This is a genomic window from Lysinibacillus sphaericus (assembly GCF_006864135.1).
Taxonomy (GTDB): domain Bacteria; phylum Bacillota; class Bacilli; order Bacillales_A; family Planococcaceae; genus Lysinibacillus.
Window position 1 is genome coordinate 64,109 of sequence record NZ_SADV01000014.1, and the last position, 16,690, is coordinate 80,798.

Below are 16,690 nucleotides of genomic sequence, written 5' to 3' on the forward strand. Positions count from 1 at the left end.
GTTTCATAAGTGCTCCCCCACTTTTGAATAGATGAAGAGGAGTAGTTACTCAGCCAGTAGCTACTCTTTCTACAAAACTGATGACAAAGGAGTGTTTTAAATGGGAAATGTGTATAGTGCGCAAAACATTGCATCTTATCTTATTTATGAATTAAATGAAGGTCATGTGTTTGTGAACAACATGTCCATTCAAAACATACTTGCGTCAGTTGAACGTAAATGGCAAGAGAACTTTGGACATTCTGCTTTTAATGAAATGGTCTATGTCAAAGAGAAAGGCTATACAGTAAAAGAAGTTTTCGAAGCTTATGAAAGCTATGGAGCAAATCATATTCCTCTTCCTGCGACAGAGTATTATTTAAAATACGGTACATTCCAATTAGTTGAACGTACGTATGCAATACCAAATTTTACGCGGGAGGAAATAGGATTAGTTCAACAAGCTTTAACTCAATATCGTTATAAATTGCTAGCCAACGCTAGTTAATTATCCCTCATATTTTTGGCTCATTCTCTGCTGCTACAGGGAATGAGCTTTTTAAATTAGACGATAAAAATATACAGAAAAAATTTTTATTAATATATTTCAAAAGAACAATTTTTATGAATGTCTTTACATACATATATAATAGAAGAAAGGCATTTGTTTTTTAACTTCTTTCAGCAAATATATTTGTAACGGAAGCACAGTTACAGAGGTCTCTCACATTTATAGTTGGTGAGATTAATACGTAGTTACGTTTCTTTTCAGCGGGTTTGCAAACATCTGTACCTGTCGCTACGCTTTCGATACAAAAGACATTCGCTGAAATAAAGGAACTCAGTCTAAGAGCGCCACGTCCTGTGGCAATTTATCTGTGCGACAGCAACACGGTTTTGTCTGTGCGAAAGCGACAACAACAACAACGACTGAGTGACCAACATCATATTGGCCTAAAGCCTCCGGCGGATGTCATGGAATTGGGAAGGAGTTTTTTGTGCAAGCACAAAGCCGATTCCGGACACAATTATGCCGAGGCATACTTGATAAAGAAAAGTCAATAATTGTTCCATCATTATAGATTCGAGTGAAAAATCATATAATAAAAGGGATGAAAACGATTTCTTTTGCACGTCTACAGAAAACAAATGTCCATCCTAGAAAGATTTTTCTTGTGCAATGTAAGTATTTACGTTACAATTTTCTTTAAGTTGAATTTTGAATTATTTGAATTTGTGTGTGTTTCAAAGGTTTTTTAGCTTCATTCAGAATATTTTTTGTAGCGAAGGTTAGATGACTTAACCTAAATATCTGTTTGAAAACGAAGTGTTGGAAACACGGCAAATTGACCTGCTTTGTAAAGTCGGCGCACAATTCAAAATATGTCCGAATTAAGCTGAGACGAAATAAATTTAATGAAACTGCGGAATGTAAGTTGGAGGGAATACAACAATGGCAACTATAAAGGCAGCTATATTAGGATTTGGAACGGTAGGTCAAGGAATTTACCATATATTAAACGAAAAGCGTGAAGAGCTTAAAAATAAATTAGGAATTGAGCTAGAAGTAGCAAAAATTTTAGTTACAGATACTAGCCGTGAACGTGTACCAGGCACAGCGCATTTAATGACAACTAGTATGGATGAAGTCTTAGCAGAACCAGGTATGCAGGTTGTTTTTGAGGCGATTGTCAATGAGGAGCCAGCATTTACTTATTTAAAGCGCGCTGTTGAACATAAATGTCATGTTATCACCGCTAACAAAGTAATGTTTGCAAAACGAGGCTTGGAGCTACAGGATCTTGCAAAAGCAAACGGTGTTTTTGTAGGCTTTGAGGCAACGACTGCTGGTGGTGTACCAGTTATTAAAACGATGAAAAACATTTTGCTTGTCAATGATGTTAGTCGTATTCAGGGTGTTTTAAATGGGACATCCAACTATATTTTAACGAAAATGCGTTCACAAGGCTGGTCGTTCGAAACTGCATTAAAAGAAGCGCAAAATTTAGGCTATGCAGAGGCAGATCCATATAATGATATTTCAGGACAGGATGCCTTTAAAAAATTAATGATTTTAAGTGCTTTGGCATTTGGAGAACAACCAGACTGGGCTGACGTCGATGTAGTAGGTATTGATAGTATTTCGGCAGAGCAAGTAAAAGAAGCATGTGAAAAAGGCTTGCGTTACCGCCACGTTGCTGAGGTTGAGAAACTAGCAGATGGTAAAGTGGTCGCAAAGGTTGGCCCGCAATTAGTTGATAAAGAACATCCACTTTATCCAGTTGATGATGTCAATAATGCTGTGGCATTAGATACTAATTATATTGGCACATTGACGCTAGTTGGACCTGGGGCAGGCATGTATCCAACAGCTAGTGTAATGGTTGAGGATTATGCGGAAATTATCGGTAAGCGAGCTGGATTTGTCGTAACAATATAATAGATGCCTATCATTCAACAATGTTCTAATTGTTTGAATGATAGGCATTTTTTAATCCTCATCTTTAACATCGATATCCTCTGGAATAGGTGTATTCCGCCAAATCTCTATTTCCTCTTTAATACGATCTAACTGCTCAAAATAAGTGCTAAATTGCCCGCTATTAATTAGTATTTGGTCTCCGTCGTATACTGAACGAATACGGCCCTCGTAAACTAGGCGAAGTATTTGATCCTCTGGCATACCAAGTTCGATGGCTGTTTCTTCAATTGTTTTATACATAAATTTCGCTCCTTTTATTGTTTTTATTATAACCTCCATTTAATAGAAAGCCTACTATGGGTTAATAAATGAAAGAAAAAGGAAAACGGTAATTGTTTGATTTTGGATAAATCTGTATTATTAATGTTAATGAGTTGTGACGATTAAGGGGGCAATAATGATGATTAGCTATTACCATTTTGCAATGTAAAATGAGCTGTCTGAAATGTTCAAGGAAATGGACATTTTCGCTGCGTTATTCAAGGTCTTTTTTTCTCATCAATGCGTCTTACAGGTGTAGCTATTGGGACCATTGTAACGTTTGGTAGCACTCTCCTGTCTTTTGTGATGCTTTAGAATGTGAACTTCGGAAATCTTGCGACAAAGATGTGGGGAACATCAACTATGTTAACAATGGGGAAGGGGCTATCCTGGGGGAATTAGACTAGCCTACTCCTTGGGGATTAGCGATGGGGAACGAAACGAAGGCTAAAACCATCACGTCCTGTGATAACGGAGAACATCCTTTTGGGAATTCCTTTTCGATTCCGTGACACCCGCCAAAGTTAAAACCTTAAGAAATTCTTCATTTTTATACTAACTGGTTTTTAAGATTTAAAAGGTACACTATTAATTGAGAGCGAGGTGTATATCATGACGAAACTAACAGTTCTTGTAACAGACGATGATCAAGATATTCGTGATGGTATTGAAATATATTTAAAGAATGAAGGCTACAATGTCATTAAAGCTGCTGACGGCTTAGAGGCACTCGGAAAATTAGAAAACAATGAAGTACATTTAATTATTTTAGATATTATGATGCCAAATATGGATGGAATTACAGCAACGTTTAAAATTAGAGAAGAGCGCAATATTCCAATTATTATGCTTAGTGCAAAGGCGGAGGATGGCGACAAAATTCATGGCTTGTCTGTAGGCGCTGATGATTACGTCACAAAGCCTTTTCATCCGCTAGAGTTGTTGGCTCGAGTGAAATCTCAGCTGCGACGTTATGTACAACTTGGGACGTACAATGAGGGGGCAGCAAAGGTGGAAATTGACGGACTTGTATTAGATGAAGATGCAAAGGAAGTCATTTTAGAAGGTGAGCCTGTTCGATTAACACCAATCGAATATAAGATTACGGAATTATTAATGAAAAATGTAGGGCGTGTATTTTCGATAAGAGAGATTTATGAGCGTGTGTGGAATGAGGAAGCTTACAATGCAGAAAATATTGTGGCTGTACACATTCGAAAAATACGTGAAAAAATCGAAGCAGATCCGAAAAATCCACGCTATTTAAAGGTGGTGTGGGGCGTTGGCTATAAAATGGAAAAATAAAATAGAGCAGTATGTTACAATTGCAGGGTTTGTAGCAGGGGTTATTGGACTAATTTATTTCGGTGTGTATGCCTATCAAATAGTAACTTCACGCTCTTCGGGGATGTTACAATTACTTGAGAAAATTTTTTAGAGAGGAGTTAAAAGTATGTTGAAAAATTGGAAACCTCTTCTCGTTCTTATATGTTTAATCTGGGTGATTTTCGGTATATTTACGTTCTCTAAGATCGGGTACCAATATATTGGAAAGTCGTATTTTCAATCTGAAAATTTCCAGCATGAACTTGATAATTTTCAGTCAGAATTAGGACCATTAGTGTTGAACATGCCAATAGCTGAGGATTTGAAAAGAAAAATTGTGGTTACACAAAGTGAAATAGAGGAACATCGTAATCGCTATGGAACATTAGGAGAACAGATAGATAGTATTAAAACTCAATATGAAGGACGTATTCAAGAAGCTGCTAATGTAAATGCAACGGAATTAAAAGCCAAGCTTGAGAAAGAGCGGGATGCAATAATTAAAGATATTACGAGTAATTTCGAGGATGATGAGCATGTCCGTAAAAAAATTCTAGCTCAAAAGGAAGAGCTTGTTGATCAATATATAAAGGCAGCAAATGAAGAAGCAAAGAGTTTTGCGAAAAATTATAATTATTGGTCTTATGAATTGACGAACATTGAAACAGGCAAAACATATCGTTCCGGTGATGTTTCGGATAGTAGTGCGTTCAAAATTAAGTATAACGGACAACACCCATTAATTGCTTGGAATATACTTGATAATTTAAACCAATTTGTTTACCGGGCCGATAGCTACGTGGATATAGAGAATTTGAGGGAAACTTCTGATTACACTGGTATCATAACCATTTCAAAAAAATCAGCCCAAGAAGCCGATATCTTGGGAGGATATGACCATTTTACACGCAATCAATACATGTTCTACTTTATATGGCTAACGAGTATTGTGGCAGCTATTTTTGCATGGAAAAGGCGTAAAGAAGTACTGCAGATGGTACAAGGTTTAAAGGAAAAAGAAGCTCTTGCAAAGATGAAAATTGATTACCCAATTGGATTATTAATAATAAGTGCATTCATATATTTTATAACATCTGAAATTGCTTTTGAGTCGATTGAGTTTGTTCCTTATCAAACTAACTATGTACATTACTTAATTAGTTTGCTGTTTAAAATAGGTGCCTTAATCATTATTGCAATGCTGTTCTTTGTACAGCTTATTTGGTTGTATGATCGAGTGAATACAACACAGAAATTAAAAGAAGACTTAAAAGCTAGCTATTTATGGTCACTTGGCGGATCAATCACAGATTTATTTATAAATCGTTCCATTGCATTACATTCCATTGTAATGATTGGGGCAGCGTTTTTCGGTGGTGGCAGCCTTGTTGCCACAATGGTAGGAGGTGGCGGATTCCCCTTTTTAATGTTGGGCATCTGCGCAATGATCGGTATACCAGCCATGATTCTCTTCCTTTCTAGAATGGGCTATTTAAATCGAATTATGAAGGATACGAAAGACATGGCAGAGGGGCGTTTAAATCGCGATGTCAAGGTAATGGGCAAATCACCACTCGCTGGGCATGCAGAAAATCTTAATCATTTAAGGGAAGGCGTACGCACGTCTATGCATGAACAGGCTAAAAGTGAGCGTTTAAAAACAGAGCTTATTACGAATGTTAGTCACGACTTACGCACGCCGTTAACATCTATTATTACGTATACAGATTTATTGAAAAATCCTGATGTTACAGAGGAAGAGCGTAAGCAATACATTCATATCCTTGATAAAAAATCAGAACGTCTAAAATTACTGATTGAGGATCTTTTTGAAGTGTCTAAAATGGCGAGTGGAAATATGGAGCTTCATCGCACTCGAGTTGATTTAACCCAGCTTGTACAGCAGGCGGTAGGTGAGCATGAGGAAGATTTAGCACAGGCGCATTTAGATTTACGCATGACAAAACCACATGAGCCAATCTACGCATATGTGGATGGACAAAAATGGTGGAGATTAATCGATAATTTAATCGTTAATGTTTTGAAATATGCATTAGAAGGCACACGTGTTTATGTAACATTGAAACGGACGGCAGAAGGTGATGCTGAATTCACGGTGAAGAATGTTGCAAAATATGAAATTAGCGAGAATGCTGATGAGTTATTTGAACGCTTTAAGCGAGCTGATGCATCACGTCATACAGAGGGCTCAGGGCTAGGCTTAGCCATAGCACAATCCATTGTAGATTTGCATGGTGCTCGTATGAGTATAGAGGTAGATGGAGATTTATTTAAAGTAATTGTTCGAATTCCAACAGCATAGACAAAGAACAGCGGCAAACATTTTGCCGCTGTTCTTTGGTATGGCGGGGTTATCCGCGGTTATGACGTTCAATCCACGATTAAGACGGTTCCATCCACGACTAAGACGTTCCATCCACGGCTAAGACGTTCCTATCCACGATTAAGACGGTTCCATCCACGACTAAGACGTTCCAATCCACGGCAATGACGTTCAATCCACGATTAAGACGGTTCTATCCACGGCTAAGACGTTCCAATCCACGGCAATGACGTTCAATCCATGGTTATGACGTTCAATCCACGGCTAAGACGTTCCTATCCGCGGCAATGACGTTCAATCCACGGTTATGAAGGTTCAATCCGTCACCCCGGATCTTCGCTTTAATTCACTACCAATGCGCTAACACTACACTTACACATCATTTGTGCTGGAATTTTGTAAAGTGAAGCGAAGCGGCTCATCGGGCGCTCGCAGGAACGGAGGAAATCAATCCCCTCGTTTTGTTGAAGAGCCAGACTTTATTTAATACTTAGTTATAAACCTAAATTCTTGGCAATAATCACTTTCATGACTTCGTTAGTACCTGCATAAATGGACATGACAGGAATATCTCGATATCTTCTAGCAATCTTGTATTCCTCCATATAACCGTAGCCACCATGTAACTGCATGCACTGGATAGCAAGCTCGCGTGCATTTTCCGTTATCCAGTATTTTGCCATCGAAACTTTTGTCACAACATCATTTCCTGCGATATGTTCCACTATTAAAGATTCTAAAAATGATTTCCCTAGTTCAATTTTTGTTGCCATTTCAGCTATTTTAAATTGTGTATTTTGGAAGTCACTAATTGGTTTCCCGAAAGCTTTGCGTGATTTTACATAATCAATTGTTAAGGCCAGCATGTCCTCAGCAGCCGTTTGCGCAGCGATGGCTACTGCTAGACGCTCTTGTTGTAGCTTTTCCATCATATAGATAAAGCCTTTACCTTCTTCGCCAAGGAGATTTTCAACAGGTACGCGACACTCCTCAAAAAAGAGCTCTGCTGTGTCCTGCGCGTGCATGCCAACTTTTTCAAGTTTGCGACCTTTCGTGAAGCCCGGCGTCCCGTCCTCGATGACAAGGAGGCTAATACCGCGATGTTTTTTTTCGGCCTGAGGATTTGTTTTTACAGCAACGACTACTAAATTTGTATGAATACCATTTGTAATAAATGTTTTTTGCCCGTTGACGATATAGTGATCGCCATCACGAATAGCAGTTGTTTGAATGTTTGCCAAATCCGAACCTGTACCTGGCTCTGTCATAGCAATGGCAGTAATATTTTCGCCTGTAACGCATTTTGGTAGCCAGCGTGATTTTTGCTCATTTGAGCCGTATGCTTCAATATAAGGAACGACAATATCGTTATGCAGACCAACGCCAATAAGGCTCGAACCTACACGCTCAAGCTCTTCTTGAATAATAACGCCAAAACTAAAATCTAGTCCGAGACCGCCGTATTGTTCTTCTACTTGAGGGCATAGATAACCCATTTCTCCAAGCTTACGCCAAAACTCAAGTGGAATAAGATGATCTTTCTCCCATTGTGAATAATATGGTTCAGCTTCTTCTGCTAAAAACTTACGTAAGGTTTTACGAAATAACTCATGCTCTGTTGATTCAAATTTATATTTTGCCATGAACAACACCCCTTTTTCCCCCGGTATATGCAAATTTTTTCTTGCAATTACAATGTTACTTAAAAATTCAGAAAAATTAAAGTGTATTATTCATAGGTGCTTTCTTAGGTCTCATTGTAAACCAGAAGAGAGCCTAGATTACGATATTGTCACCTTTCTAATTAAATTGTCATGTAAATCATACGATTAAATGACAAGAAAAATGTACAATATAATGAGCACATTGGTTGCCCTTACATACTTTCAATAAGAAATACTTAATGCAAATTTAAAAATTAAGTATAATGCTATAATCAACTAAGACTATATGAAGGTAGGGAACTGAAATGCCTAAAGTAATCGGTGGAATTCTATTAATAAGTATATATAGTGCATTAACTTTTTACTTAGGATGGGGATTGAGACAGTGGCTTGTGGCAATGGGGTGGTTCCGATTCCCAATTTTATATTGGGTAGTACTGTATATCATTGCGTTTAGTATTGTTATTAGTAGATTGCATGAGTCCTTACGAGTCTTTTCAATAATCCATAATTACTGGATGTTTATTTTTGAATACGGATTAATGCTTTGCTTGTTAGCACACTTGATTATTTGGTTAAGCCCCTTTAAAAGTGTACAGATCATTGGAAGTATAGCCATTGCTATGTTTTTTGTACTAAGTATTGTAGGCACTTATTTAGCATATTCACCTGTTGTCCGTCATTTAGAAATAACGATGGATAAAAAGAGTAGTGAGCTAGATTCGATGAGAGTTGTAGTTGCTTCAGATTTCCATTTAGGGGTTCTCTCAAATAAAAGACATTTACAACGCTTTGTTACTTTATCGAATGAAGCACAACCGGACATCGTCTTTTTAGCTGGGGATATTGTGGATGACGATCCTAAATGGTTTGCTAAAGATGGAATGGCAGATGTGATGAAGCAATTAACATCGACATATGGAGTGTACGGTGTACTAGGCAATCACGAATACTATGGCAAGAAAATCCTTGAATTTATTAAAGAGATGGAAAATGCTAATGTAAAAGTTTTGTGTGATGAAACTATTAGAATCGATAATGTGATAGTATTAACGGGGCAAGAGGATATTACAAATAAGGATAGAAAGCAACTAGATGCATTGAAGACAGCAGATGATTTGCCTTGGTTTGTTATGAATCATACCCCAAATGATTTAATTACACCTGCAAAAATGGGCGTAGACTTCCATATGTCAGGGCATACACATAAAGGTCAACTATGGCCTAATCAGTATATAACGGCTCGTGTATTTGAACTTGATTATGGTTATAAGATAAAAGAAAAAATGCATACACTTGTTTCATCAGGCTTTGGCTTTTGGGGTCCGCCAATGCGAATAGGCAGCCGTTCCGAGTTATGGGTTGTAGATATAAATTTCCGTTAGTTGGTAAATTACAATCTCTGTATTATGGTGATTTTGGTCCGTCATCTGAAGACGCTTTGAAATAAATGACATGTGAATAAGTAGAATGGAGTGAAGGCTGGGCGACTCCTTTGGGACTAGCTTCACAGATGGTTTTTGTGCGAAAGCGCCCAGCCGGAACGGAAATCAACCCCACGTTATGGTGATAAGGAAGTCTACTCATAACTGAATGTTATAGTCATAGTATATGAAAAAGTGTATTTTATAATATGTTGGTATTTAATTTATAAAAGGTAAGGTGAAAACGTGGATATCATTGAATTATTAAAGGCGCTTATTTTGGGCTTTGTCGAGGGAATGACAGAGTTTGCGCCAGTGTCGTCGACAGGTCATATGATTATTGTAGACGATATGTGGCTAAAGACAGAGGAGTTTTTAGGGATGTATCCCGCCAATACGTTTAAAATTGTTGTACAACTTGGCTCCATTTTAGCCGTAGTCGTTGTTATGTGGAAGCGAATGTTAAATTTAGTGGGACTTTATAAAATTGATGGCCAATCGAAATCTGTGAAAGGTCACTTCAACTTACTACATGTGATTGTAGGTATGTTGCCAGCAGTTATATTAGGTTTTGCGTTCAAAGATTTTATCGATGATCATTTATTTAAAGTAGAGCATGTTATTTATGCTTTAGTAGCTGGAGCACTTTTAATGATTGCTGCCGATAAATTAGCACCGAAAAGACCAAAAGTGGATTCTTTAGATAAAATTTCTTATGGTTTAGCTTTTAAAGTAGGGTTAGTACAATGTTTATCACTTTGGCCAGGATTCTCCCGTTCAGGGGCAACGATATCTGGTGGTGTACTATTTGGCATGAGTCACCGTGTGGCGGCAGATTTTACTTTCATTATGGCAGTACCAATTATGGCGGGTGCTAGTTTAGTATCTGTCCTGAAAAACTGGGATACGCTATCTATGGATTATTTTGGATTCTATGTAGTAGGCTTCATTAGCTCATTTATCTTCGCATTACTATCAATTAAATTCTTCTTAGCACTTATTTCAAAAGTGAAATTAATGCCATTTGCTATTTATCGTATAGTACTAGCTGCTGTACTAGCTGTTATTATCTTTATGTAAATAATAAAGTCACTCTTCTATTATAAGAATGAGTGGCTTTTTTTTAATTTCTTTCAGCGGGTTACAAATTTTACCTGTTGCTACGTTTTCGGCACAAAAAGAGGAACTAAGCCTACGAACGCCACGTTCTGTGGCATAAACGAATGACCGACATCGTGTTGACCCTCTAAGTACTAAGCCGATTCGGCAAATGTTTTCTGCGCGACAGCGGCAATTAGGCCGAGGCATAAATGATTAAATTAAGAAGAAATGCATGGTTAATAAGTATTGTTCGAAAGTAGTATGTTAGATTAACGCGTATTGTAAAACAGATATTTTTTTCCTATATATTGTCATTACAGTTGTAAAGAACTTATAATTAAATTCAGAGAGTTTTTTGTTTTCTGATTATATTTGGTAGAATAGACATACAACGGGGTGGTAAAATTGTTTCAAATTGGAAATAAATTTAAGAAGCATACAATTGAGATTACTGATGAATCAAGTATAGGGGTTATTATTCAGGATCAGGAACGTTTACTACAGTTAAATCTAGTAAATTTAACTAGAGAAGATTTACAGTTAATTAGAAGTTTAAAACCGTATATTGAACGAAATGTTGGAGAGGTAGTGGCAGCATTTTATCATGCGATTGAGAGTGTGCCAACATTACGTGAGGTTATTGAAAAGTATAGCTCTAGTGAGAAGTTACGCCAAACATTAAGCCATCATATTATAGAAATGTTCGAAGGGCGTATAGACGATGCATTTTTGAAGAAGAGAAGGCGAGTAGCAAAAATGCATGTGAAGATTAACTTGTATCCTAAGTGGTATTTAGCAGCCTTTCAAAATCTTGAAAAATTTTTAAGACAGATTGTTTATAAGCTTCAATTAACGAGGGATGAAGAAGAAAAGTTTTGTGAGGCCGTTAGTAAAATGTGTAATTTTGAACAACAGATTGTTCTAGAGGAATATGATAATTATGCTAATACATTAATTGAGAAGCAACAGCATAGTGTTCGAGAACATGTTAAGGAAATTATAGGTGGGATATCTACGCAGCTAGAGACCCAATCTCATAGTACCAATGAAACAGTGACAGAACTCGTTTATAACACCAAGGAAGTGAATGAATACTTGAAGGAAAGTATCGATGAGGCAAAAACAATGCAAGAGGTATCGTCTGAAGGTTATTCTAAAATAATATTAATCAATGAGCAAACAGGGAAAATTCATCATAAGACAGTTGAAATGTCGGGTATGGTGGAGCAATTAGATGATTCTTCCTCCAAAATTAATGCTGTTATTGAAATAGTAAAAAATATTTCTGGTCAAACAAATTTACTTGCGTTAAATTCGGCTATTGAGGCTGCACGTGCAGGAGAGCACGGAAAAGGCTTTGCTGTCGTAGCGAGCGAAGTTCGTAAGCTTGCAGATCAGACCAAAACGTCGGTTGAACAAATTGCGGATCTCATAACTAAGTCTAATGGGATTACACAACAAGTTGTTCAAGCAATTCATGAGATTCAAGAGATGGTGAACAATAGTATTGAGCAAAATGAGGAATCTTTAAAAGCATTCGACGCAATATCTAGCTCAGTAAACGGTTCTATCTCAAACTTCCAAAACGTCGGACTGAAAATAACGGAACTGACGGAAATTATAGAAACGATTGGAGAATCTTCCGAGGAATTAAAACAGGTTGCCAATCGATTAGATACAACAATTAGAGATTTTTAACGACTATGCATAGAGCCTATGCATAGTTTTTTTGCTTCCTCGGGGCGTCCGATAAGCCGCTTTTGTTTGCTGACGCTTCGCTTTCGCACAGATAGAACTGTTGATCCCAAAGTAGTTAATCTCTTGAACAAATCGTGTTTTATTTTTCATAAATAATAGGACAAAATCGCCTTTCTGAAGGATAAAACAATAAATAGATGGATGAAGTTTGAGGAGTGCCAGAAAAGAGTAGCTATCACACACGTAAAGATAAGAAATCCCTAGAAAATGAGCGTTCTAAGTGTTACGCTATAGGCGAATTGAATTGAGGGGTGTTCGGAATATGAAAAAGAAATTATTTATTACACGAAAGTTCCCAGCGCATATAGTTGAACCGTTGAAAGAGTATTATGATATCGAACAATGGGAGGAGGAGGAAATTGTTATACCACGGGAAAAACTATTGGCAGCTGTTGCAGATTGTGAAGTATTGTGGGTAACGCTTGCTGACCAAGTCGATGAAGAGTTATTATTACACGCTCCCAAACTAAAACTCGTGACTAATTTAGCTGTTGGATACAATAACATTGATGTCAAAGCTTTGCGTAAGCGTGAAATAATGGCAACTAATACTCCAGGAGTTTTAACAAATACGACTGCAGATTTAGTATGGGGATTATTGCTTGCTACTGCTCGAAGAATTCCAGAAAGTGAACGATATTTGCGTGAGGGTAAATGGAAAAGCTGGTATCCGATGCAATTAGTAGGTAAAGATGTTTCAGGATCCACTATAGGAATTATTGGTATGGGACGTATTGGCCAAGCTGTTGCTAGACGAGCAAAAGGTTTTGATATGAAAATTTTATACAACAATCGTAGACGTCGCCATGAGGTGGAAGAAATGTATGGCTTTCAATATGTATCATTGGAGGATCTTTTAAAACAATCGGATTTTGTTGTTATTATGACACCTTTTAATAATGATACAGTAGGACTTATAGGAGCAAAGGAACTAGCTTTGATGAAGGATGACGCAGTATTAATTAACGCATCACGTGGTGGCATTATCGATGAGAATGCACTTTATGGTACGTTAAAAAATGGTAAGTTGTGGGCAGCTGGGCTAGATGTCTTTGAACAAGAGCCTATAGCTTTGAGTCATCCCTTATTGACGCTTCCAAATGTTGTAGCAATTCCGCACATCGGTAGTGCCTCGCTTCAAACTAGAACTGCTATGCTGATGCTGAACGTTAAAGAGCTTACCGCATATGGGCAGGGCAAGGCTGTAACGAATCGAATAGATTGATGACACTGAAGGTAACAGAAGTAGGGGTCCTTTTGTTATAAATCTGTAAAAATTTGGTTTTAGGGAGTGAATGGTGTAAATCAACTGTGATTATAAGAGAAGGAGTACATCGTAATTAGATGTGCTCCTTTAACTAATTTCTGCGGGTGTCCAAACATCTGTACCTGTTGCTACGTCAGCACTACGCTTTCGCGCAAAAAACATTGTGCTGCTGTCGCTACGCTTTCGCATAAAAAACAGTTGTTGGACAAAAGCCGATTCCAGACGCATTGTTTATTTGTAGAGAAAGCTACAATTATGCCTCGGCATAATTGATTAAATAGCGTCCATTATTTATTAAACATATCAAATAAACCGCCAATGCCGCCTTCACCTTTAGATTGACCGCCACCGCCTTGAGAAATTGGTGCTGCAGCGAAGACGCGGCTTGCTAAACGGCTAAATGGTAATGACTGGATCCATACTTTACCCGGACCCTTTAAAGTAGCGAAGAAGATACCTTCACCACCAAATAATGCAGTTTTTACGCCCTTGACCATTTCGATATCGTAATCTACATCAGATGTCATAGCAACTAAACAGCCTGTATCAACACGTAATACTTCACCAGGTGCTAGAGTCTTTTCGTGAATAGTGCCACCTGCATGTACAAAAGCCATGCCGTCTCCTTCAAGCTTTTGCATAATGAAGCCTTCACCACCAAAGAAGCCAACACCGATTTTTTTCTGGAATTCAACGCCGATTGAAACTCCTTTTGCAGCAGCTAAAAAGGCATCCTTTTGACAAATAATCTTTCCGTTCAATTGGCTTAAATCCATTGGAATAATCTTACCAGGGTATGGAGAAGCAAAATACACATGGCGTTTACCTGAACCAACGTTCGTAAATGTCGTCATGAATAAACTTTCACCTGTAATTAGACGTTTTCCAGCTCCAAATAATTTACCCATAAGTCCACTTTCTAGGCTTCCTGTTGAACCATCGCCAAAGATCGTTTCCATATGGATAGAATCATCCATCATCATTAAAGCTCCAGCCTCAGCTACCACTGTTTCTTGAGGGTCAAGCTCAACTTGCACGTATTGCATATCGTCGCCATATAATTTGTAGTCAATTTCGTGATTATTCATAAAGGATTCCTCCAAAAAATAATTTTGTTATTATATACGATCATAGGTTGTATTAGTTTCATCGTATAATTAAATATTTTAGAAAAAAAGGGAATAAGCTAGTAAATGTCGAATATAAAACACTAGAATGAGTATTTTTATTTTTGTTTAGCTGGAATTTGTGATTGTTTTAACTTCTTTCAGCGAGTGTCAAACATCCCGCTGAAAGAAGTTAAAACCTCCGACGCAATTATGCCGAGGCATAATCGATTGCTCACAAAAGACTTTCATCCGTAACTGACATCAATGGTTCAGCTAAAGAAAATAAAGCCTCTGACGATTGTCACCGATGTTATTGCTGCAAAAGCACGCTCTTCAGACCTCTATATATTAAAAATTCGGAATTTTGACACACTAAATTCTATATACTATAGAGTAATAGATGATATCTGTTTGAAAGCAATGCAATTGGTAACATTGAGGCAGAGGCACAATAGATAGTTCAGGGGGTGTATGTAGTGGAAATTAAAAACTATATCGGCGGTGAATGGGTAACAAATTCACATTTACAAAGTATAGTAGTGACCAACCCTGCTAATGGGGAGCAGCTAGCTACAATACCGTTATCTACTGCAAGTGAGGTAGATGAAGCGGTAGCGGTTGCAAAAATTGCGCAAAAAAGCTGGGCATTAGTACCTGCACCTAAACGTGCTGACTATTTATATGCCATCGGTCAAAAAATGAAAGAGAAGAAGGAACATTTGGCGACCGTTTTAACAAAAGAAATGGGGAAGGTTATTGAAGAAGCTAGGGGTGAAGTACAGGAAGGGATAGACATGGCCTACTATATGGCTGGTGAAGGGCGACGGTTATTTGGGGAGACAACACCGTCAGAGCTAGCTAATAAATTTGCCATGAGTGTACGGGCACCTATTGGCGTTGTAGGTTTAATAACTCCGTGGAATTTCCCTGTAGCTATTGCGACCTGGAAGTCATTCCCTGCAATGGTTGCTGGCAATACGTTCATTTGGAAGCCGTCAAATGAGACGCCTATGATGGCGTATGAGATGGGCAAAATTTTTGAAGAGGTTGGCTTACCAGGCGGAGTGGCAAATATCGTTTTTGGTACGGGGCCAACAGTTGGAACAGCATTAATTGAACACCCAGATGTTAAGGTCATTTCATTTACCGGCTCTACAACAACAGGTAGTAAGGTAGCAGAGCTAGGTGGTAAACACCTGAAGAAGATTTCATTAGAGATGGGTGGAAAAAATGCAGTCATAGTTATGGACGATGCTGATTTACAGCTAGCTACTGAAGGTATCTTATGGAGTGCATTTGGCACTGCTGGTCAAAGGTGTACGGCATGTAGTCGCGTGATCGTGCATAAAGATGTAAGAGAGGAACTAGAAAAACGTCTATTAGACGAAATGCAAAAGCTAACAATTGGGGACGGCCTGGATGAAGGTGTGAAGATTGGACCTGTGATTAACAAAGCCGCATTGGAAAAGATTAATCACTATGTGCAAATCGGCAAACAAGAAGGGGCGACATTGTTAGCTGGAGGTAGAATTTTATCTGAGCCTCCTTATGATAAAGGGGTTTATTATGAGCCTACACTATTTACCAACGTGAAGCCTGACATGATTATTGCACAGGAAGAAATCTTTGGTCCGGTCGTTTCTTTAATTGAAGTAGCAAGTTTAGATGAAGCAATCGAAGTAAACAATGGCGTAAAATTTGGCTTATCCAGTTCAATTTTCTCACAAGATGTGAATACGATTTTCCGCGCACAACGAGATTTAGATACAGGTATTGTTTATGTGAATGCTGGCACAACAGGTGCTGAAATCCATTTGCCATTTGGCGGCACAAAAGGCACGGGGAACGGTCACCGTGACTCGGGTGTAGCTGCTTTAGATGTCTATACAGAATGGAAAAGTATTTATGTAGACTATAGCGGTAAATTACAAAGAGCACAAATCGATACAGAATAACAGATCAATGAAAGGGGATG

Annotated in this window: 13 protein-coding genes; 10 read left to right on the forward strand and 3 right to left on the reverse strand. The window is 38.0% G+C overall.

What is annotated here, in order from left to right:
* Positions 1 to 100 precede the first annotated feature (100 nt).
* Both C7Y47_RS16125 and C7Y47_RS16130 read left to right on the forward strand, forming a co-directional pair.
* A complete protein-coding gene (locus C7Y47_RS16125; protein ID WP_142509707.1) occupies positions 101 to 487 on the forward strand; it encodes a hypothetical protein in 387 nt (128 codons plus the stop codon).
* 945 nt (positions 488 to 1,432) lie between these two features.
* A complete protein-coding gene (locus C7Y47_RS16130) occupies positions 1,433 to 2,419 on the forward strand; it encodes a homoserine dehydrogenase (RefSeq protein ID WP_142509708.1) in 987 nt (328 codons plus the stop codon).
* 51 nt (positions 2,420 to 2,470) lie between these two features.
* Here C7Y47_RS16130 and C7Y47_RS16135 read toward each other — a convergent pair whose 3' ends face one another.
* Positions 2,471 to 2,701: a DNA-binding protein gene (locus C7Y47_RS16135; protein WP_142509709.1), complete on the reverse strand. Its 231-nt coding sequence runs from the start codon at positions 2,699 to 2,701 to the stop codon at positions 2,471 to 2,473.
* Between the two features lie 633 nt (positions 2,702 to 3,334).
* On the opposite strand from C7Y47_RS16135, the gene C7Y47_RS16140 reads away from it, so the two are divergent.
* The 3 genes from C7Y47_RS16140 to C7Y47_RS16145 are packed head-to-tail and all read left to right on the forward strand — an operon-like array spanning position 3,335 to position 6,371.
* A complete protein-coding gene (locus C7Y47_RS16140) occupies positions 3,335 to 4,027 on the forward strand; it encodes a response regulator transcription factor (protein ID WP_142509710.1) in 693 nt (230 codons plus the stop codon).
* The gene (locus C7Y47_RS25005) at positions 4,005 to 4,160 is read left to right on the forward strand and encodes a hypothetical protein (RefSeq protein WP_185903509.1); all 156 of its coding nucleotides are present in this window, start codon (positions 4,005 to 4,007) and stop codon (positions 4,158 to 4,160) included. Before C7Y47_RS16140 ends, C7Y47_RS25005 begins: the two co-directional genes overlap by 23 nt.
* Before the next feature lie 15 nt (positions 4,161 to 4,175).
* Positions 4,176 to 6,371 (forward strand): sensor histidine kinase, encoded by a 2,196-nt coding sequence (locus C7Y47_RS16145; protein ID WP_142509711.1) that lies wholly within the window; start codon positions 4,176 to 4,178, stop codon positions 6,369 to 6,371.
* Between the two features lie 515 nt (positions 6,372 to 6,886).
* Here C7Y47_RS16145 and C7Y47_RS16150 read toward each other — a convergent pair.
* On the reverse strand, positions 6,887 to 8,035 hold the full coding sequence (locus tag C7Y47_RS16150) for an acyl-CoA dehydrogenase family protein (protein ID WP_142509712.1): 1,149 nt from the start codon (positions 8,033 to 8,035) through the stop codon (positions 6,887 to 6,889).
* A 326-nt stretch (positions 8,036 to 8,361) separates the two neighbouring features.
* Here C7Y47_RS16150 and C7Y47_RS16155 point away from each other — a divergent pair, with 326 nt between their 5' ends.
* The 4 genes from C7Y47_RS16155 (at position 8,362) to C7Y47_RS16170 (ending at position 13,564) form a co-directional block, all read left to right on the forward strand.
* On the forward strand, positions 8,362 to 9,441 hold the full coding sequence (locus C7Y47_RS16155) for a metallophosphoesterase (protein ID WP_142509713.1): 1,080 nt from the start codon (positions 8,362 to 8,364) through the stop codon (positions 9,439 to 9,441).
* A 285-nt stretch (positions 9,442 to 9,726) separates the two neighbouring features.
* Complete coding sequence (locus tag C7Y47_RS16160) at positions 9,727 to 10,560, forward strand: undecaprenyl-diphosphate phosphatase (RefSeq protein WP_142509714.1); 834 nt, start codon at positions 9,727 to 9,729, stop codon at positions 10,558 to 10,560.
* 417 nt (positions 10,561 to 10,977) lie between these two features.
* Positions 10,978 to 12,279, forward strand: coding sequence for a globin-coupled sensor protein (locus C7Y47_RS16165; RefSeq protein ID WP_255505218.1), 1,302 nt, complete (start codon positions 10,978 to 10,980; stop codon positions 12,277 to 12,279).
* A gap of 322 nt (positions 12,280 to 12,601) precedes the next feature.
* Positions 12,602 to 13,564: a 2-hydroxyacid dehydrogenase gene (locus C7Y47_RS16170; RefSeq protein ID WP_142509716.1), complete on the forward strand. Its 963-nt coding sequence runs from the start codon at positions 12,602 to 12,604 to the stop codon at positions 13,562 to 13,564.
* Positions 13,565 to 13,893: 329 nt separating this feature from the next.
* Here C7Y47_RS16170 and C7Y47_RS16175 read toward each other — a convergent pair whose 3' ends face one another.
* On the reverse strand, positions 13,894 to 14,694 hold the full coding sequence (locus C7Y47_RS16175) for a TIGR00266 family protein (RefSeq protein WP_142509717.1): 801 nt from the start codon (positions 14,692 to 14,694) through the stop codon (positions 13,894 to 13,896).
* 497 nt (positions 14,695 to 15,191) lie between these two features.
* Here C7Y47_RS16175 and C7Y47_RS16180 point away from each other — a divergent pair, with 497 nt between their 5' ends.
* Positions 15,192 to 16,670, forward strand: coding sequence for an aldehyde dehydrogenase family protein (locus C7Y47_RS16180; protein ID WP_142509718.1), 1,479 nt, complete (start codon positions 15,192 to 15,194; stop codon positions 16,668 to 16,670).
* Positions 16,671 to 16,690: the final 20 nt, after the last annotated feature.